The following is a 19,050-nucleotide window of genomic DNA, read 5'->3' as shown; positions in this document are numbered from 1 at the left end:
GAGCACGGCTGACACCGTTTAGCCCCTCCGCAGTGCTGCGCACTACGCACGCAGTGGGCACAGCACGCGGGAACAGCGACGGCCCGCAAAAGCCAGAGGCCCTGTGGATCACTCCACAGGGCCTCTGATCTGATGTGCACTCGGCAGGATTCGAACCTGCAACCTTCTGATCCGTAGGCGCGTGCCTACCAACTGCGCGGCTGAAGGGCCAGCATTTGTGGCCCCCGTCTCAGGCCCGTACACGGCGAAGGGGTCTTCAGCGGTCCGCCATTGTGCGTGCCTGTTGATGTCAGCCGTTGATGTCAGGGCCGCCGGTACCGCCCGCAGGTGACCCATTTCCCACACGCCAGGATCGGCACGTTCGGCGCCGACGTGGTTCCTTCGTCGGCATGGATCGGTCAGACACCGTGGCTTCCCAGCAGTGGGTCAGCTCGCCACTCGGCTCTTGGCGTGGGCGTTGTCGTCCTTGGTTTGGGCACGGGTGCCGGGAGTTACGCACACCAGGTCACTGGCTGTCGCCTCCCGCCACACGTACCCCGACTTGCACTTGGGGTCGTTGGCGCTGACTCGACGGCTCTTGGCGTGGGCGTTGTCGTCCTTCACCTGGGCGCGGGTGCCGGGGGTGACGCAAACGTGGTCACTGGCTGTCGTCTCCCGCCACACGTACCCCGACTTGCAAGTGCCTGCGGCCGCAGAGCTCGCCACTCGGCTCTTGGCGTGGGCGTTGTCGTCCTTGGTTTGGGCGCGGGTGCCGGGAGTTACGCAGACCAGGTCACTGGCTGTCGCCTCCCGCCACACGTACCCCGACTTGCACTCGGACTTGGGGTTGTTGGCGCTGACTCGACGGCTCTTGGCGTGGGCGTTGTCGTCCTTCACCTGGGCGCGGGTGCCGGGGGTGACGCAAACGTGGTCACTGGCTGTCGTCTCCCGCCACACGTACCCCGACTTACAAGTATCCGCTGCTTGAGGCGTTCTCACCGCCGCGACAGTGACACCCGGAAGGGCGATGCCACCCGCGACTGCCACCAGAACGGCAGCGGTAGCGCTGACCCTGCGACGACGCTTCGGGATGCTCGCCATGGTTGCGCACTTCCTTTCATGGACTGATGCGCTCGAGCGCCGCTTGAGAATGCCCCTGCCAAACATTGGGCCCTAGCTGGGCCGGTGTGTTGGGTACGGCCCTTGCGCTCGGTCTCGAACGACAACTCGCGCTTGTCTCATCCGGCAGGTGGCGGTCACTCGACATGACCCCTCACTCCGCATGCGAACACCCCGAGGCACGCGGCCGGCTCGACGGAAAGTACACCTTCCCTCTCCTGCCGATTTCGCGTCTTATCGTGACATTGCATGCCCTCTTGCGCATCTTGAGTGACTGACGGGCACGATGGCCTGCATGCCCGCGCCACCCGTCGTGTTGGAAGTGGCCGTTGCTGTCAGGGTGTCGCTCCGTCTCCGCTGGTCAAGTCGTCGCTAGCCCCTGCGTCTACTCTCTGGCGGGGGAGCGTTGCCGCATCCCCGTAGCTCACTTCCTCGGGCCCCACTGGCAAGAGGTCATCTGGCCGCGCTAGCTCACCCGCCCGACGTTGCGCGAGCCACCCCGAGCGCCTGTGAGACGGGGCCTCAGTGCGTACGTGCTGGAATCCCAATCGCTCGTAGTAGGCGTGCAGCCCAGTGTTCGTGCGCCAGGTGTCGATGCGCACCCAGGTTCGCCCTTCCAGGGCAGCGAGGCGGGACATCCAGTCGATGAGCCGCGTTCCGAGCTGACGGTCGGACGCTTCACGAGCGACGATCAGTTTGTAGAGGTACAGCGCCGTTTCGGGGCGATCGGCATCGGTCCAGAAGTCCCGGTCGACAGGACCACGGCTGACGGTCGCGAGCACCCTGTCACGCTCGCCAACCACAACCCACGCACGCCCGTCATCTATGCTCCCGCGCCATTTGGCGATGGCCCGTTCCCCGGTCTCCGGGTCGCTCCACTGGTCTGTTCCCTTGGTGCGCAACCACCCTTCAGCCTCTGCTCGCAGAGACAAAAGGGCGGGTACGTCCTCCGCCGCTGCGGGGCGGAGGTACTCAGTCCGTACTGACTTCATAGAGGATCTTGTGCCTGTCTCCGGGGAGGATAGTGACCATGCAGCGAAGCGGCCGGTTGTCCGCGTCATAGCCGGTTCGGGTGTGCTCTGCAACCGGCGTTGCCGCAGGTAGGCCCAGTAGTTCGGCCTCACGTCGAGTCGGCATACGCACTGAGATTTCGTCCACGTACTTGGCTTGGACCAGTCCCACGGAGGCCAGGATGCCACCAGGGGCTGAGACATCTCGGGGTTCCATCAAAGGTGTGCCGCTCACAAGTTCCTGAGGAAAGTACGAGTCGGCGAGCGCATAAGGCCGGTTGTCTATGTACCGGACGCGCTTGCGCGCCACGGCCAATCCGTCTGCGGGGAGTTCGAGGCGCTCACGGACGTGGGACGGAGGTTCCACGATCGACACAGAGATCTCTTGTCGGGGAGCGTTGCCGTTCTCCGCGATCACGCTTGCCCACTGGTCGCCGGCGGTTCGCCCTTCAACCGCGTTGGCGTGACGACTCCGACTCTCCAGCGTCGTCCAGTTCCACACGACAGGCGGATAGTCCTCACGGACGTACTTCCCCTGGCCCTGACCCGTGACCACCAAGCCTTCCTCGATCAAGAGGCGAACACCGGCGCGGATCGTCTCGCGGCTGTAGCCGTACTGGCTCATCATCTTCGATTCGCTGGGGAGCGCCTCGCCCCCCGCCAACGCCCCAGACAGGATCTGTTCACGCAGGTCATAGGCGATTTCTTGGGCCTTCGTCATACCGCGTCGCACCGGCAATGGGTCCTCTCTACTCCGACTCCTCCGTACAAGTTAGACCAGAGGGGTTGACTCTCCAAGCCCGACTCGTGCAACCTTTTGCCAAGGCACTCCTCCAGACAGGTCGGACGGGGTGTCATGTACGGCCCTGCCGTACAGGTGTGCCGGAGGAAAGCCCGCGGGGGTGAGTACGAAGGGAGCGCCGCTTGGTTGAGAACTCAACAGAGTGCCGATCCAGCCGCCTGCACACGGGCGGTCGATGGGTCGATGTGAGCCCGAGTGCTCACGGTCCTTGACGCCTCTCTACCGGGCGTCATGGGCCGTGTCTGCTCGGCCGAGCAGATCAACCCAACAACGGCGTGCGGCTCCCGGGGTGCCACCCGGGAGCCGCTGTTCGGGCCGTTCCACTGTGAAGGAGTCACGACCCATGAAGTGCATCGTTGCTGGTCATGAAGCCGTTACCGCGACGGAGTTCGCGGAACTGGCATTCGGTATCGACCCGGAGCTGTTCACCGGTCCGGCCGTGGAGTCCGCGGACGAGCGGGTGGTGCGACTGGCCGTGGCGCGCGAGGTACTCGCGGAGCTGCGGGAGTCGGACCGGGAGGCCGCGGCGTACGCGGAATCGCTGCTGCGGATGAGCCCGCTGAAGGACGCGCGGGCTGCTGCTCGCCGGCCGCGCCGGAGGTCGGCGCGGCGTCCGGCGCGTCGCCACGTGGCAGGTACGGCGGTGGCCGCGTGAGCGCCGCGGCCCGCGTCGACGTACGGTCGACGGGCGTCGAACCCGCGTTGACGCCCGTCGGCGTGGAGCGTGCGATCACCGCCCTGGCGAGCGTGCTGACGGTGGTCCTCACTGCGGTCGCGTTCTGGCTGTCGTACGAACACTTGCAAGAAGTCGCCGCCGCGCACGGAATGGCCGAAGCCGTGGCCCGTTCGTGGGCCTGGCCGGCCACGGTGGATCTGTTCATCGTGATCGGTGAGCTGTTGATCCTGCGCGCCTCGCTCGCTCACCGGGTCGACTGGTGGGCAATCGGGCTGGTCACCGCTGGTGACGGTGCCTCCATCGGGCTGAACGTGGCCGGGGTCGGCCAGGACGCGGGCGCCCTGAACTACGTGGTGGCCGCGGTGCCTCCGGTGGCCGCATTGCTGGCGTTCGGTGCGTTGATGCGGCAGGTGCACGCCTACCTCGCGAGCCGCGCGGTGACGGGCGTCAATGCCCCGCCGCCGGGCGTCGAAGCGCCGTCGACGCCCGTCATCGTGAGCGTCGACCGCCCGACGGCCACACCTACGGTGGAGCCCGCGGGCAGGACGGAGCCGCTTCCGGAGCTCCCGGCGCTCATGCCGGAGAGCGAGGAAGCGTCGACGCCCGTCGACGTGGAAGCGGCCCCCGTCGCCGCGTCGTCGACGGCCGTCGACCTGTGCACGCCGGTGGTCTACCCGAACCGGGTGGATCAGTTGGTCCGGGCCCTGTACGGCACCGACTTCACCCAGCCGAGCACCGCCCGCATGACGCAGGCGATGAAGGCCGCGGGATTGGGCGCGTCGGAGTCGACGGCCCGCACCGCGCGGGGACGGGTCAAGACGCGTGAGCCGTACCTGACCGACTTCCCCACCGCGATCACCGGCTGAGCGGCGGGCAGTCATGTCACTCGCCTACGCCGACTGCTACGACCCGACCGGGCTCCGCTACGGCATCCCAACTGGAGTTCACGCGGGTTCGCCAGCGCTTCTTGTACGGGTAACAGTGCAAGTGGGGAGGTGAGGGCCTTCTTTCTGGCTGTCACCCGTCCGTGTCGAGTTTCCCAAGTTACTGGCAGATTCTGCGAGTTCGGCCAGTAACTTGCGGGGCTATGCGGGATTCAGGAAGTCGCCGCCGTCTGACATTGCTCACCGGGCAGCCGGAGGATGGCGATGCACAAGGCTCCGGCGGGCTGCGGGACAGCGGCCTGGCGGACGTGCAGGTGCTGCAACGGCGGGCCGCTGCACAGACCGATGCCGTCGATGAGCAGGGCTTCTACCTGGACACCGTGTCCGAGTATCTGTGGGCCCGGGACGTCGCCGGACTTGCTCCCACCACCTTGGAGAACCTGGTCCGGCCGGTGATGGAACTGTGCTCCTTCTACGACCTGGTGCCGTGGCGACTCACGCCGCGGCACGTGGACCGGTTCTATGCCGGGCAAGGACGTCGGCGGGCCCGCTCGACGGTGCGGAGCAAACTGGTCAAGGTCGACAGCTACTTCGCGTTCCTGGAACAGCGCTATGCCGGGGAGATCGCCCGGAGGTTTGGCGCGACTGTCGAGTCGCCGGTCGACACCTTCAACAGGCCGGTCCACCGTGGGGACTTCGGGCTGCGGATTCCCCCGTCGCAACGAGCGCTGACGGAGTGCTTCACCCAGTGGAGGGCATCGCTCCCGGCGACGCGCAAGTACCAGGTCGCCGTACGCGACTACGTGATGGCCAAGATCGCTTACATCTCCGGGGTCCGTGCGAGCGAGTTGTGCGCGGTCCGGCTCGGGGACATCCACTGGGAGCTGGGGCAGTGGGGTCGCTTCGTGGTCCAGGGCAAGGGGGCCGGCGGCTCGGGCAAGCGCGAGCGGCAGGCCTACCTGTTCGCGGAGGGACGCGAACTGCTGTGGTGGTACATCGAGGAGATCCGCGGCTCGTTCAGCGACGACGCCACAGACCCGGCCGCACCGCTGTTCCCTTCCGAAAGGCGACCGCGGGCGCTGGCTGCCGTGGACATCGCCGTGGGCATGCCGGTGAAGGCCGACGCGTTCCGCAAGGCGCTCAGGACTGCTGGCGAGCTCTACCTTCCAGGGCCGGTGACCTGCCTGATTCCCCATCTGCTGAGGCATGCGCGGGCGACTCATCTCTATGAGAGCGGCATGGCGCTCTGGGATGTCCAGAAGGTCCTCGGTCATATCTGGGCCAGCACTACGGTCGGCTATCTCTCGACCGTCCAGGCAGACCCGGAGCTGGCCGGCCTGCAGTCCGCACGCCGGGCGGTCCGCCGACTGAGCATGGAGGCATGAACGATGAAGTGGAATCTGCGGATGGTCGCCGCGCAGCGCGACATCTGGCGGCCGACCCAGCTGCAGACCGTGCTCGCCGAGGTGGGGTTCACGCCCTCCCTCAGCAAGGTCGCCGCACTGTGGAGCGGCAAGCCGGTCACGGTCCGGCTGGAGGACCTGGACAAGATCTGCGCGGCACTGGACTGCACCGTTGCTGACCTCATGCAGGCCGAGCCGGAGTCGTATCTGGCTTCCCGAGAGCAGGGCGAACGCCGGGTGGCCGGCGCTCGACACGATCACGGGACCGCTGTCCGGCCGGTCCCGGGAAGCGGCCGCGGGCTCCGCGGGCTTCCGCCCAACTGAGCGTCGAACGGGATGCATTGGCGTCAGCAGGTCTTCCGCTTCGGCCCTGAGCTGCCAGTTCTCCGCTGGCGCCCCTGGTCGCCGGAGCTGGCAGTGCCCACTGTCCGTGACGATCCCAGAGTCTGTCCTGCGCAGGTCCCCGGTCAGCTGTCCTTGCTGTCTCTGCCCCGAACACTGACGGTGGACCACGCCCACCGGATCGCGGACCGTGCCTTCCCCGAACTGCCGGCGATCGCCGCAGCCGTCACCCAGATGGCAGCGGAACGGAGCCTGAGCGAGGGGTGGAAGCGCCTTGGCCTTCATATGGCCCGCCTCGCGCTCGCCGGCCGCGAAGCCGACCAGCAGCTGGTGCGTGAGCAGGACATTGCCCAACTTCCCGAACTCCGCGGTCCGATGGTGGAGTTGTTCCAACGCACGGAGCTGCTGCGACGCCGCCCGAATCGGTGGCATCTGGCGCTTCACCCTCATCTGCCGGCTGTCAGCTGTCAGCACTGTCTGTCCTGGTCCGGCACCACGTCGAGATTGTGTTCTGCCTGCAAGAACTGGCGGCGATTCGCCGTCGGCACAGGTGAGTGCCGACGCTGCCATCGGGTCCTTCCGGTGTCCCTGGGGCGCTGTCGCCGCTGCCGTGTCGTCCAGTTGGAGCAGACCCTGGTCGATGCCCCTGTCCCAGACCAGCTCTGGTTCGGCGGCGAGATCGACATCTACGCGAACAAGACCGGCCGCGACCTCAACACCGCACGAGAGCGCCAGGCCCGCCAGGCCCGGGCAGCCCACCGCTACTGGCCCGAACACCTGATCGATCCTGCCCAGCTCGAACTCTTCCCCGTTCCGGAACGGAACTGGAAAGCGGTCCCAGACCCCGGGTTGTTGAAGATCAGCCCCGCGGCACAGGCGATCGTCGACGAACTCGACCAACTCGCCCGAGCGCAATCGTGGAACTCCGCGACCCGCAAGAAGAGCCTTCGCACCCTGCGGGTGCTGCTGGGCTGGCTCGGCACCCAGACCCCGATCCTCGAACGCGACGTCTACGGCGTCGGCCGCATGACTCCGTACTACAACTCCGTCCGTGTCGCCGGGTTCCTCCAGACCAAGGGCCTGCTGGTCGCTGACTCACAAGCGATCGGAGCCGACGAAGCATCCGTTCATCGGTGGACAGCGCAAGCGCCGCCGCAGTTCCAGGCAGACCTCCGGGCCTGGGTGGCCGTGCTCCGTGGCAACGGCAAACGGCCCTCCCCGCCGATGCCCTGGAACACGATCCGCGGCTACATGCTCCACGTCGCGGCCGTCCTGGACACCTGGGAGCACCTCACCTCACTCAACGAAGCCACCGAGAAGGAGGTGAAGACGGCCGCCGTCAACTACTCATACTTCACAGGGCTGCGGTCGCTCTTCAGAGCCTTGCGGCGCGAGCGCCGTATCTTCCGCGACCCAGCCCGAAACGTGCACCTCAAGGCTCCCGTCAGAGTCCCCCGGGCCATCCCGTCGGACCAGCTCAGGGGGCTCTTGGATCAAGTCCCCGGCGCCAAGGACAAACTCGCCCTCGTCCTGATCGCTGTCTATGCCATCCGCCCCAAGCAGGTTGCCGAGATTCGGCTGGACGATCTCGACCGATCGACCGGACGCCTGCGGATCCGCCGACCGAACCGGCTCGACCACGAGGTCTGCCTGGACGAGTTCGCCCTCCGGCTCATCAAAGACTGGTTGGTCGAGCGCCACCACCGGTGGCCGCACAGCACCAACCCCTATCTGATCGTCAGCCCCATCACGGTCATGCACGTCGACCAGCCCGCAGTCGGCGTCTCCAACTTCCACACGCTCCGCGACCGGATCGGGATCAACGCCACACAACTGCGGCAAGACCGGCTCCTCGACGAGGCCCGCGAGACCGCAGACCCGATCCGGCTCATGCGTCTGTTCGGAATCACCTCTCACACCGCGATCCGCTACGTCCGCACGGCTTACCCCGAGCGCTTCACCATCGATCCCATCCAGGCCTAGCAGGTGCTGGAGATCCAGTCCTCGTTGTTGCGGTGGCGGTCCAGCCCCACGGCCTCGAACTCGTCCTCGCCCAGGCTCCTTCGTGCGCCTAGCCGCTGCAGGGCCTGGGAGATGGGGCTGACTGCCCGAGAGAACCGCTTCTTCGTCGGCTCATCCAGCGGCCCCAGTGCCAGTGCGCCGTCAGCCCAGACGGCGGCTCGTTGCTCGCCGACTCCCCCGAAGTATTCAGCCTCCACATAGGCGATCGGCCCTGCGGCGGACCACTGAGCCAGCAGCGTGCCGAAGCCCCCTGGCAGCCGCCAGAACCCCAGGTCGCCTGCGTCGCTGCCGTCCGTGACGGCATCGAAGACCTCATCGGTCATCGGCATCAGCGACAGGCCCTGACCAAGAGGCACCACCTGGGATCCAGGAACCTCCCGCGACGCGACGCGCAGCAACTCGTCACCCGCGATGACCGCCTGCAATTCGTAACCCACCCCGAGGCCTCCCCAACCGATTGGAGCCTCATCTTGCCTGACACGACGCGCATGAACCCGCGTGCCTCCCCACCCCAGAACCCACACCCACCAGCGGGTTCCTGCCACATGAACCTTCAGATTCCACGAACCCGCTGGTTTCGGCCTACCCCTACCGCCTTGCCCCGAAGGGCCTGGCCACCCGCCGCCAACTCCGCGCCCGCGGCTTACGTCCGGGCGGGCAGCCGATCGCCGCGCAGCTCATGCGGGTCAACCGGCGCGCCGGCGGCCACCAGGTTGCCTACCTCTACCGCATCGACCTGGCCAAGCCCGTTAGGCCGATGACCTCCCGTAAGTGGGGCGCGCTCGCGCTGGCGATGCTCGCCCGCCGCACCTGCCCCCGCTGCCGGCTGGATGTCGGCTACTGCATCCCGCGCTCCTACGGGATCTGCGGCTTGTGCATCGCCGTCGAGGAACAGCGCACCGCCTGAACATCCGAATCTTCGTGAGGAGTTGCTCTGTGAGCACCCAGACCACCGTCGCCGGTAAGGCCGTCGGTTTCCACTACGTCCTGACCGTCCAGACCCGCGGCGGCGAGCAGTTGACCGTGTCGTCGGTCGCCACCTTTGACCCCGCGTACTTCTCCCGCTCCCAGGCCTACCAGGAGATCCGGGCGATCGCCGCGGACGAGCTGGGCCACGGCGACTTCACCGTCCTGTTCTTCTCGCTGGAGCCGGACGCGTTCTAGCTAAGACCGGCGCGACCCACCGCTTGCAGGCCAACGGGCCGCGCCGGCACCCCGACCTCTTCGAGACGGAGCACTCCAGCATGACGGAACTCAGCACAGAACCGGTAGCCGTCGAGGCTGCCCCGACCGCACCACCCCCGCGGCCCGACACCCCGCCCGCTCCCACGTCCGCCGCGGCAGAGGTGGACCACACGCCCGGTGGCTGGCCGGTCGTGCCTCTGGCTCTGTCGGGTGCGAACACGACCGTGGGCATGGTCGCCGCTGCATCCCTCGCGGGCGGTCCGATCGCCGCCATAGTGGCCGCTACCGGGGCCGTTGTCCTCGGAACGGTCGCCGCCACCCGCTCCCACAAGCCCGGCGCACGCCGCGAGACGCGGCGCGCTGCTGCTCGCACCGCAGGCCGGGCCGCCGCCCGCACCTCGGGCCTGCACCGTGGAAGCGCGGGCCGGACCGGGGCCGGGAGCCGTTCGCTCACCTCCGGCGCCGGGGGCAGGTCTGGCCGGGTGCCGGGCCAGCACCGCCGCGGGACGGGCACCACCGCAACGCACGGCAGCACCGCCACGGGCGGCAAGACCCGCAACGGTGCCGCGCACGGTTCACCCAAGCGCGCGCATGGTGGGGCGGGTCAGGCTGCGGGCCGGGCCGGCCAAGTGCGGGCGCTGCGCGCGGCGCAGCAGGCTGCGGGCGGCTCGCGGGCCGGGCAGCGGGCGCAGACCACTGCCGCCCGCCGTGCGGTCGCCGATGCCCGCCGCAACGCCAAGGCCGCAGGCGGCGCCGGCCGCGCGGGCCGCTCGGGTGGTCTGGCCGGGCGGATGCTCGGGGGCACCGCGCGTAGGGCCCGTGCCGTGCGGGATGCGGCGATCGCCAAGAACCGCGCCCGGCGGGACGACAAGGCCCGCGCCGCGGTCGACGCGCAGCGCGGCGCCGTGCGCAAGGCACCCGCGAGGAAGGCGGCCCGCAGCGCGCTTCGGCGGTCCGCGGCCCGCTTCCATGGGCGTCGCCTGCTCGCCGCCCTGCTCGCCCTCCCGGTGGGCCTGCTCGGCCTCTTGACCAGTCCGATCGGCCGCAAGTTGAAGTTGCCGTGGCTGATCCACCCCGGCCGGCGCCTGTACCGGCGCCTGTGCCAGACCGCCCGCGAGCAGCGCAACCTTCGCGACGACGCGATACGCGAGGAACTGGCCGAGCGGGAGGCTGCGGCGGATGCCGAGGCCGTCCAGGACGGCACCGACGGCATCTCCGACCACGTCCAGCGGCCCGCGACGCAGGTTCCGACCAGTACGAACACGACTGTCAGTGAAGGAGAGCACGTGTCCGGCTTCCGGTTCGAAGAGGTCGCTTCCGAGATGGAGCAGGCCGCCAACTCCTACGACCCCGAGGACGCCATGGAGATCCTTGCCATGGTCGAAGGCCTCCCGGCCGCGCTGACCAGCGTGGCGAACGTGATGAAGATCCTCGCCGAGCGCTCCGACAACGAGTTCCCGCTGGAGAAGGAAGTCGCGGACGCCTTCAACGACATCTTCGGCGCCCTGATGAGCGCCGTCGCCGTGGCGGAGGACATGGGCCCGCTGTTCAGGCAGGTTCACGCGCAGGACATCGCACGGCACGAGGACCCCCGCAACGGCCCGCAGGCAGAGAAGGGTTGGAACGTCTGAGATGAGCACCGCCACCGCCAAACAGCAGGGCAGTGGCCCGGTGCTGGACTGGGCGGCTGGTCACGGACCTGTGACCGGCGCTCTGTCCGCTACCACCGGAGCCTTCGCCGTCGCCACCACCGGTGCCGCCACCGCCATGCCCCCGGGCTGGGCGCTGGCCGTCGGTGCCGCCGGTGCCCTCGGCCACACCATCGTGGGCCTGCGGGTCCGCAACGCCGGCCGCACGCTGGCCACCCGCGCCGCGTCCTGGCTCGTCGGGGCCGGTTGGACCACTTGGGCTATGACCCACGGCCCCCTCACCTGGGCCGCCCTCGGCTCCCTCGCCACGATCGGCGTCGGCATCGGGGCCGCGGCCCGGTCTGCCGCGCTGTTCGAGGAGGCGCGCGAGGAAGAAGCCCTCGCCGCAGAGCAGCGTGAGATTGCCCGGGAGCTGTCCGCGGAGCGTCGGGCGATCGCCGCGGAATGGATCGAGCGAATCCAGCGGATCTGCCACATCAGCGTGCGCGTCCACGGGGTGGAGAAGTGGGAGACCGGCGCCGGCTACTCCCTGGATCTCGAACCCGAGGGCGGCATCACCTACGACCGGATCGCGCAGCACTCCGTGCAGTTGTCCGCGGATGCCCAGTTGCCGCACGGCTGCACTGCCACCGCGGGCCCTGGCATCCATCAGGGACGCACGATCTTGGACGTGACCACGGTCAACGTCCTCCAGGACGACCGCCCCTACCCCAACGACTACGGGCCCCTGTCCGTGCTCACGGGGATTCCGTGGGGCGTGCGGACGAACGCTGAGCTGGTGCCTGCCTACCTGCGCGAGCAGTGCGCGTTGGTCGTCGGGCCCACGGGTTCGGGCAAGACGAACATGGTCCACACGATCCTGGCCGGGTTCGCCCGCGCTGAGGATGTCCTCACGTGGGTGATCGACCTCAACGCCGGATCCGCGGGCCTGCCCTGGGTGCTCCCGGCGTTGAACGGGGAGCTTGAGCGGGAGGACGGCAAGCCGGTCCGGCCTGGTATCGACTGGCTTGCCGGCACTCACGAGGAAGCCCTCACGATGCTGGACGCGGCGCTCGCGATCGGGCTGCACCGCAAGAAGGCCTACCAGGACGTCTTGTCCAAGGCGAACACGGACCTGCTCCCGATCAGCGCGAAGATTCCGCAGATCATGCTGGTCATCGATGAGGGTGCGGAGATCCTGGTCAGCACCGACCGGCAGATGAAGGAACTCGCGAAGAAGATCCTGGAAGTCATCCGCATGCTGCGCGCCATGGGCCTGCGCACGGTCCTGACCGCGCTCGGAGCGACCGGCAGCGTGCTGGGCAACCTGATGATCCGACGCGAGGGAAAGGTGCGCGTCGCCCTCACGGGTGGCGAGACGGAGGGCATGGACCTGGGGAAGATGTTCCCCGGTCGCCGTGGGCTGCGCGTGGACCAGGCCCCGTACCAGGGCGCCGGGTTCATGGGCACCCCGGAATCGCCGGCCGCGCTGTTCAAGGCGTGGCGCATCCTCCCCAACCAGATCCGGGAGATCACCGCGGCTACGTCCGAGCGGCACCCGCGGCTGGACGACGTGTCCGCCAAGGCTGCCGGACCCGCATACGCGCGGCGCTGGGACGCGGACCGCACCGCGTGGATGCGCGACCTCACCCCCGACAGCGGCGCCGGCATCGAGCCGTCCGCAGCGACCGGGTCTGGGCTGAACCTGTCCGCGCTGCGCAGCGAACCCGAAGCGCCGCCGCACGAGGACGAGATGCTCCGCCGCTTCCGGGCCGAGATCGACGCACAGTTCGGCACCGCACCCGAGCCGACCGCGACGGGTGCCGAGCCCCCGGCGCCGGGTGGGCTGAACCTGTCCGCGCTCAACCGCGAGCAGGAGCAGGACAGCCCGGCGCAGCGGGCCGCGCTCGCCCTGCTGCTCGCCTCCGGGACCGAGGGCACCGGAGCGTCCGCGATCGCCCGCGCACTCACCGACGAGTACGGCACCACCCGCCAGACGGTCGTTCGCTGGCTCCAGGAATGGTCCAAGGACGGCACCGCCGTACGCGTCGGGGAAGGCACCAAAGCCCGCTACGTCCACCGCGACAACGCCCCCGAGACACCACCCGAAAGCTGACCTTGTCGCTTGTCGCCCCCCGCCCAAAGAGAAGCCGTGCAGCGGGTCCGTGGGGCCCGGAAACGGCTTGTGACCTGGGAGGCGACAAGCGACAAGACAAGCGACAAGACAAGACAAGCGACAAGCCACACGACAAGAGAGACGACAAGCAACGCGACAAGCAACCCACCCCGCCGCACGGGCCCGCGCCACCTCTGGCGCGGGCCCGCGGCATACCCCGAGGGAGCCAGAAATGAGCCAGCACATCCCGCCCGGCCAGATAGCCCCGCACATCCCCGCCGACGTCTTCCAGCGCGCTCAAGCGACCGGCCAGCCCGTCGTCTTCGTCGTCAACGACACCCCGCCCGCCTTCCCCTGGCAGCGGCTGCTCATCCCGTTCGCCATCGCCGGCGCCGCGGCCCTCGGCACGTGGGGTGTGGTCGCCGCCCTGTGCTGGCTGATGGACGTCGCCGCGCACACCGCCACCGTCATCGGCGGCGCCGCCGGACCCATCGGAGCCGGCGGCATCACGTTGAAACTCGCCCGCGGCAAGGGCGCCTAGCTACGCCAAGGGCGGCCCCCTCGTCTCGCCAAAGTCGCGGGGCCGCCCTTGCTCACCAGCACCTCACCAAGGAACTGGAGACCTCCCAGCATGACGCAACCCACCAGCCTGCCGCGAGCCTTACCCGCGGGAGCTCCCGCCGCAGCCGGCATGCGGTTCTACCTGACCACCCACAAACGGCACTGGCTACGCCTGACCAATGTGCCGCTGTTCTTGAAGTCCGAGCACTTCGACCGCGCCGTCAAGTGGGACGTCGCCCAAGGCCCCTATGCCGTCGATTCCGGTGGCTTCATGGAGCTGAAGAGCAAGGGCACCTGGACCCGTCCACCCCGCCAGTACGTCGATGACCTGCGCCGCATCTGGGAGCACGTCGGCCCCTACGACTGGGCCGCCCCGCAGGACTGCATGTGCGAGGACGCCATCATCAACGGCGGCTGGTTCGGCGGCCAGCACTTCGTCGGCACCCATCTCAGCGTCGCCGAACACCAGCGCCGCACCGTGGCCAACTTCCTCGAACTGCGCTCCCTCGCCCCCGACCTGCGCATCGCCCCCGTCATCCAGGGCGACAACGTGCCCGCCTACGAGCGGTGCGTAGAGCTGTACGAGGACGCCGGCGTCGACCTGAGGGCCGAACCGGTCGTCGGGCTCGGCTCCGTGTGCCGACTGCAGTCCACCCGCGAAGGTGCCGCGATCGTCACCGCGATGGCCGCGCACGGCTTCAAACTCCACGGCTTCGGCTTCAAAATCCTCGGCCTGGAACGCGTCGGCCATCTCCTGGCCTCCGCGGACTCCGCTGCCTGGAGCTCCCACGCCCGCCGCCGCCCGGCGCTGCCTGGCCACACGCACAAGAACTGCGCCAACTGCATCGACTACGCCCTGAAGTGGCGCGAGCGCGTCATCCGCGCCATCCCCACCCATCAGCAGATGCTGCTGACCGACCGGAGCGCAGCATGAACCGGCCCGCTCACCTGCGGACCGCGCTCGAACTCGCGGCAGCCGGCGTCCCGCCGTTGCCGCTGCGCGTGGGGAAGCTGCCGTTCGGGAACTGCCGCGCCTGTGCGAAGAACGCGTGCGGCGGCCGGCCGAACATGAAGAACGCTGGCCCCTGCCGTTGCCCTGGTGTCTGCCACGGGTGGGCCGCCGCCACCACCGACCCACGCACTCTCACCTCACCCGCATGGGCGACGGTGTGGCGTCAGGCTGTGGCGGTGGCCTACCACCCCGGTGGCGCCGGTCTCACCGTAGTCGACCTCGACAGCGCGGCGGCCATCGGGTGGGCCCGCGCGAGCCTGCCCGCCACCCGGATCGTGCCGACGACGCGGGGTGAGCACTGGCTTTACCAGGGCGTCATGCAGTCGGCCAACGCCGTAGGGCCCGGCGTGGACGTCAAGTCGTCCATGCAGTACGCGCGATGGCTCGGGCCCGGCACCGGCACCATGACGGCACTCCCTGACGTCGTCCGCGCGCTGATCGTGAAGGTGCCCACCGCAGTGCGAACGACGGTCGTCACGGTGCCCGCGCCTGCCGGGGGCGGGGAGTGCCCGCACCGCACGCCGACCTATCTGGACCGTGGCATCGCCATGGCGGAACAGCGCATCACCGAGGCCCGTGAGGCGGTGCACGTAACCGTCTACCGGACGTTCCTCGCGGTGCTGTCCACGCACGGTCGGTGTGGCTGCCTCACCGAGGCGCACACCGCGCGGCTGTTCACCGCCGCGCAGGCCAAGGGCGAGTCCCCGCGGCACTGCACCGACGCGTGGACCAACGCCCTGACCACGTTGGGACTGAGCCATGTCTGAGGACGAGAAGAACCCCGCCCGCGAAGTCATCGCGGACTACGCACAGTCCCACTTCCGGTACTTCCGCACCGCCGACGGGACCGTGTACGCGCAGAAGAACGGCCACCCCGTGGCCCGGCCGATGCGCTCCCAGGGCACCACCGGCAGCCACCGCCAAGAACTCATCGTCGGCATGTACAGGGACGGGGTCGGGGTGTTCAACGGGACCGCGCTCAAGGAGGCGTTGGACTTGATCGAAGCGCTCGCGCTGTACGAGGACACGCACGCCGTGAACATCCGCGTGGCCCCCGGATTCGACGGGGCGACGTGGCTGGACCTGGGCCGCGATGACGGGCAGTCCGTCCGCATCCATCCTTCGGGCTGGGAGATTCTCACCCCTGACCCGCGTGAGGTGTGCTGGCGGCGGACCCAGCTCACCGGGGAACTGCCCCTGCCCGCCAAGGACACCGACGGCAAGGGCATCGACCTGCTGATGCGGCTGTGCAACTTCGCCAACGCGGAGACCGAATGCCTGGCCATCGCCTGGCTCATCGGATGCCTCGGGCCGTCCGTTCCCGTCCCGGCGCCGTTCCTCACCGGGCCACAGGGCGCGGGCAAGTCCACCGGGGGCCGGATGCTCACCAGGATCATCGAAGGGATGAGCGGTGACCTGCGGCGGGCGCCGAAGGATGAGGAAAGCCTGATCGCGGCGGTAGCGGCGGGGTGGGTCACCGCGCTGGACAATCTCTCCCACGTGACGCCGGATCTGTCGGACGCGATGTGCTGCATCGTGACCGGAGCTGAAAGCGTCAAGCGGGCCCTGTTCACCGACGGGGACGTGTTCCGCGTCGGCTACCGCCGCCCCCTGCTCCTGACCGGCATCGACGTCGGTGTCATCCGGCCCGACCTCGCGGACCGGCTCCTGCCGCTGCGGTTGGAGCGGCCCAGCGTCCGTCGCACCGAGGCGGAACTGTGGGCGGAGTACGCGGAAGTGCTGCCGGTCGTTCTTGGCTCGCTTCTGGACCTCACGGTCAAGGTCCGGGCCATGAAGGCGGAGACCCCCACGGACCTGCGGATGGCGGACTTCGCGCACCTGTGCGCGCAGTTCGATGCGGCAACCGGGCTGGGAGCTCTCACCGCCTACCGGACGAGTCTGGACGACCTGAACGACGACGTGATCGAGGGTGATCTCCTCGCGCAGACCGTCCTCAGGCACGCCGAGACCATCGAGCCGGGCGCGTCACAGCGGATGACGTCCACGGAGTGGCTGTCCTGCCTCAGCAGCCTCTACAGCGGCGACGACTGCCGCCCCCTGCCCAAAGGGTGGCCCACCACCGGCAAAGTCCTCTCCGACCGGCTCAAGCGCCTCCAGCCGACGCTGGCCGCCCGGCGCGTCCTTGTCGACTCGGGCCGCACCAGCGCGGGCCGCTACCTCGAAATGACCCGCACGCTCCCCCCGGCCCCACACGAGCAAGCACGGGCGTTCTGACCCGCGATCCGCACGCACAAGCGAACAGCAAGAAGAGCACGTGCTCCTCTTGCTGTTCGGCGGAACGCCGCCCCAAGGTCGCGCCGCGCAGCGGCCCCTTCTTCGCTCTGTGAGCCGCACCGAACTACAACAGGCAGCCCCTTCTTTGTCCTAAGAAGGAAGACGTTGCGTCATGTGCGTCATGCGGGCCGGAAAACGGCACCTGACCTGCGCCAACAGGCATGACACAGACGGCTTCCTCTGCGTCATCCTGCGTCATCTGCGTCATCCGATGACACACGCCGTGACGCGGCGATGACGCACGCCCTAACTGCTGCGTCAAGCAAAACCACAGGTCAGAGCCCCGAATGACGCTACCGACGCAATGACGCAGAAATCCACGCCTCGGACACATGCGCGCATCTGCTACCCCCGCAAGGCCCCCAAGCCCGCTCCTCGCTCCCAGGGAGATCTCCGCATGGATACGGCCCCCGTCGACGCAGCCGACAACACCCTCGTGCTCCTCACTGTCGAGGAGGCGGCCCGGCGCCTCCGTATCGGCCGCACCACGTGCTTCGCACTCATCCGCACCGGCGAACTGGAGTCCATCGACATCGGTCGTCTCCGTCGCGTCCCCGCAGACGCGCCCGCCGAATACCTCGCCCGCCGGCGCGCGGCCAAACGAGCCGCTTGACCACGCCTGGGGCGGCGGCACTCCCGGACAGGACAGCCCGCCGCCCCGGCCCCAATCTGATGCTAAGAACAGGAGTTCTGCCTGTGGCAGAGAAGAAGAAGGGCACCCGCCGTGCCAACGGCGAGTCCGCGATCTACTTCGGGAAAGATGAGCGTTGGCACGCCCGCGTACCGATGGGCTACAAGGACAACGGCGAGCCCTACCGTCGCCACTTGACGCGCAAGACCCGCGATGACCTGGTTGACGAAGTCAAAAAGCTGGAGAAGCAGCGCGACGGCGGTTCGGCGCAGCAACCGGGTAAGGCATGGACCGTTGAGAAATGGCTTTGGCACTGGGCTGAGAACATCGCCAAGCCGACCGTCAGCGAGAACACGTACGACGGCTACGAGGTCGCCGTGCGCGTTCACCTCGTGCCCGGTGTCGGCAAGCACCGGCTCGACCGCTTGCAGCCCGAACACCTGGAGAGCCTTTATCGCCGCATGCAGGCGAACGGGGAGCGCAAAGCCGGCACGGCTCACCAGGCCCACCGCACCGCCCGAACCGCGTTGGGGGAAGCGGTGCGGCGCGGCTACGCGGCGAAGAACGCCGCTGCGTTGGCGAAGCCGCCACGGATGGAAGAGGACGAATCTGAGGTAGAGCCCTACTCCGTGGAAGAGGTTCAGTGCCTGCTGCTCGAAGCAAACAAGCGCCGGAACAGCGCGCGCTGGATGCTGGCACTGGCGCTCGGACTGCGGCAGGGCGAGACGCTCGGACTGCGCTGGGCTGACGTCGATCTGGATAATGAGTACCTGAAACTGCGCCGGAACCGTCTGCGCCCCCGGTACGAGCACGGGTGTCCGGAAGCCTCGCCGTGCGGTCGGAAAGCGGGGTACTGCCCCGGCAAGGTGCAGGTCCGGCGCGAGACCAAGAACACCAAATCCCGAGCGGGCCGGCGAGCTGTGCCCCTGCCGGGCCCATTGGTCGGCATGCTCCGTGCACATCGCGAGACGCAAGGGCGTGAGCGTAAGGCGGCCGGCGACCTGTGGGCCGAGTCGGACTACGTGTTCACCAAGCTTCTGGGGGGCCCACTGAGCCCGAACACGGACTATCACGACTGGAAGCGGCTGCTGGAGGACGCGGGGGTTCGGAACGCTCGACTGCATGACGCACGTCACACGGCCGCCACCGTGCTCATGCTGCTCGGTGTCCCGGCTCGCGTCATTGATCAGATCATGGGGTGGGAGCCGGGCACCTCCGCGAGCATGCGGGCGCGGTACCTGCATGTGCCGGACACCATGCTCAAGGACGTCGCCCGGAAGATCGCCGAAGCTATCTGGGGACCTGCGGAAGAACCCGCTGTGGACAAAAACCAGGACAACGGGGGTTGAGGACAACGTCGAAGGGCCCCACCTTGCGGTGGGGCC

The 19,050-nt window shown here is 68.6% G+C and carries 19 protein-coding genes; 15 read left to right on the top strand and 4 right to left on the bottom strand.

Translation table 11 applies throughout. The features are described 5' to 3' along the window. Nucleotides 1–426: 426 nt before the first annotated feature. The 3 genes from OG798_RS26785 to OG798_RS26775 form a co-directional block, all read right to left on the bottom strand. On the bottom strand, nucleotides 427–876 hold the full coding sequence (locus tag OG798_RS26785) for a hypothetical protein (RefSeq protein WP_267062280.1): 450 nt from the start codon (nucleotides 874–876) through the stop codon (nucleotides 427–429). Nucleotides 877–1,433: 557 nt separating this feature from the next. Continuing rightward, a complete protein-coding gene (locus OG798_RS26780; protein WP_328757785.1) occupies nucleotides 1,434–2,090 on the bottom strand; it encodes a GNAT family N-acetyltransferase in 657 nt (218 codons plus the stop codon). Then, complete coding sequence (locus OG798_RS26775; RefSeq protein ID WP_328757783.1) at nucleotides 2,071–2,829, bottom strand: GntR family transcriptional regulator; 759 nt, start codon at nucleotides 2,827–2,829, stop codon at nucleotides 2,071–2,073. The genes OG798_RS26780 and OG798_RS26775 overlap by 20 nt, the downstream gene beginning before the upstream one ends. A gap of 424 nt (nucleotides 2,830–3,253) precedes the next feature. Here OG798_RS26775 and OG798_RS26770 point away from each other — a divergent pair, with 424 nt between their 5' ends. The 5 genes from OG798_RS26770 to OG798_RS26750 all read left to right on the top strand — a co-directional run bounded on the left by OG798_RS26770 (nucleotide 3,254) and on the right by OG798_RS26750 (nucleotide 8,198). Then, nucleotides 3,254–3,565, top strand: coding sequence for a hypothetical protein (locus OG798_RS26770; protein WP_328757781.1), 312 nt, complete (start codon nucleotides 3,254–3,256; stop codon nucleotides 3,563–3,565). After that, entirely contained in the window at nucleotides 3,562–4,452 is an 891-nt protein-coding gene (locus OG798_RS26765) for a DUF2637 domain-containing protein (protein ID WP_328757779.1), read from the top strand. Before OG798_RS26770 ends, OG798_RS26765 begins: the two co-directional genes overlap by 4 nt. A 221-nt stretch (nucleotides 4,453–4,673) precedes the next feature. Then, nucleotides 4,674–5,855, top strand: coding sequence for a tyrosine-type recombinase/integrase (locus tag OG798_RS26760; protein ID WP_328757675.1), 1,182 nt, complete (start codon nucleotides 4,674–4,676; stop codon nucleotides 5,853–5,855). Nucleotides 5,856–5,858: 3 nt separating this feature from the next. Then, the gene (locus tag OG798_RS26755; protein ID WP_328757674.1) at nucleotides 5,859–6,197 is read left to right on the top strand and encodes a helix-turn-helix domain-containing protein; all 339 of its coding nucleotides are present in this window, start codon (nucleotides 5,859–5,861) and stop codon (nucleotides 6,195–6,197) included. Nucleotides 6,198–6,377: 180 nt separating this feature from the next. After that, nucleotides 6,378–8,198: a hypothetical protein gene (locus OG798_RS26750; protein WP_328757673.1), complete on the top strand. Its 1,821-nt coding sequence runs from the start codon at nucleotides 6,378–6,380 to the stop codon at nucleotides 8,196–8,198. Here the strand turns inward: OG798_RS26750 and OG798_RS26745 are convergent. Further along, a complete protein-coding gene (locus tag OG798_RS26745; protein ID WP_328757672.1) occupies nucleotides 8,195–8,674 on the bottom strand; it encodes a hypothetical protein in 480 nt (159 codons plus the stop codon). The two genes, OG798_RS26750 and OG798_RS26745, sit on opposite strands and share 4 nt — an antisense overlap. A 134-nt stretch (nucleotides 8,675–8,808) precedes the next feature. Between OG798_RS26745 and OG798_RS26740 the strand changes: the two genes are divergently transcribed. The 10 genes from OG798_RS26740 to OG798_RS26695 all read left to right on the top strand — a co-directional run bounded on the left by OG798_RS26740 (nucleotide 8,809) and on the right by OG798_RS26695 (nucleotide 19,014). Then, nucleotides 8,809–9,144 carry an RRQRL motif-containing zinc-binding protein gene (locus OG798_RS26740; RefSeq protein ID WP_443054197.1) on the top strand — a complete coding sequence of 112 codons (336 nt, stop codon included), beginning with the start codon at nucleotides 8,809–8,811 and terminating at the stop codon, nucleotides 9,142–9,144. 29 nt (nucleotides 9,145–9,173) lie between these two features. Beyond that, nucleotides 9,174–9,401 carry a hypothetical protein gene (locus tag OG798_RS26735; RefSeq protein ID WP_328757777.1) on the top strand — a complete coding sequence of 76 codons (228 nt, stop codon included), beginning with the start codon at nucleotides 9,174–9,176 and terminating at the stop codon, nucleotides 9,399–9,401. A gap of 80 nt (nucleotides 9,402–9,481) precedes the next feature. Further along, on the top strand, nucleotides 9,482–11,053 hold the full coding sequence (locus OG798_RS26730) for a hypothetical protein (protein WP_328757776.1): 1,572 nt from the start codon (nucleotides 9,482–9,484) through the stop codon (nucleotides 11,051–11,053). A 1-nt stretch (nucleotide 11,054) separates the two neighbouring features. Next, entirely contained in the window at nucleotides 11,055–13,166 is a 2,112-nt protein-coding gene (locus OG798_RS26725) for a hypothetical protein (protein WP_328757775.1), read from the top strand. 232 nt (nucleotides 13,167–13,398) lie between these two features. Continuing rightward, nucleotides 13,399–13,707 carry a hypothetical protein gene (locus OG798_RS26720; RefSeq protein ID WP_328757774.1) on the top strand — a complete coding sequence of 103 codons (309 nt, stop codon included), beginning with the start codon at nucleotides 13,399–13,401 and terminating at the stop codon, nucleotides 13,705–13,707. Nucleotides 13,708–13,797: 90 nt separating this feature from the next. Continuing rightward, nucleotides 13,798–14,661: a deazapurine DNA modification protein DpdA family protein gene (locus tag OG798_RS26715; protein ID WP_328757773.1), complete on the top strand. Its 864-nt coding sequence runs from the start codon at nucleotides 13,798–13,800 to the stop codon at nucleotides 14,659–14,661. Beyond that, nucleotides 14,658–15,506, top strand: coding sequence for a DNA primase (locus OG798_RS26710; protein WP_328757772.1), 849 nt, complete (start codon nucleotides 14,658–14,660; stop codon nucleotides 15,504–15,506). Before OG798_RS26715 ends, OG798_RS26710 begins: the two co-directional genes overlap by 4 nt. Next, nucleotides 15,499–16,974: an ATP-binding protein gene (locus OG798_RS26705; RefSeq protein WP_328757770.1), complete on the top strand. Its 1,476-nt coding sequence runs from the start codon at nucleotides 15,499–15,501 to the stop codon at nucleotides 16,972–16,974. Before OG798_RS26710 ends, OG798_RS26705 begins: the two co-directional genes overlap by 8 nt. A gap of 457 nt (nucleotides 16,975–17,431) precedes the next feature. Next, nucleotides 17,432–17,647, top strand: coding sequence for an excisionase family DNA-binding protein (locus tag OG798_RS26700; protein ID WP_328757769.1), 216 nt, complete (start codon nucleotides 17,432–17,434; stop codon nucleotides 17,645–17,647). An 83-nt stretch (nucleotides 17,648–17,730) separates the two neighbouring features. Then, nucleotides 17,731–19,014 carry a tyrosine-type recombinase/integrase gene (locus tag OG798_RS26695; RefSeq protein ID WP_328757768.1) on the top strand — a complete coding sequence of 428 codons (1,284 nt, stop codon included), beginning with the start codon at nucleotides 17,731–17,733 and terminating at the stop codon, nucleotides 19,012–19,014. Nucleotides 19,015–19,050: the final 36 nt, after the last annotated feature.

This window comes from Streptomyces sp. NBC_00271 (assembly GCF_036178845.1).
Lineage (GTDB): Bacteria > Actinomycetota > Actinomycetes > Streptomycetales > Streptomycetaceae > Streptomyces.
The sequence above is the reverse complement of the archived record's forward strand: the minus strand, read 5'-3'. Positions and strand labels throughout refer to the sequence as shown.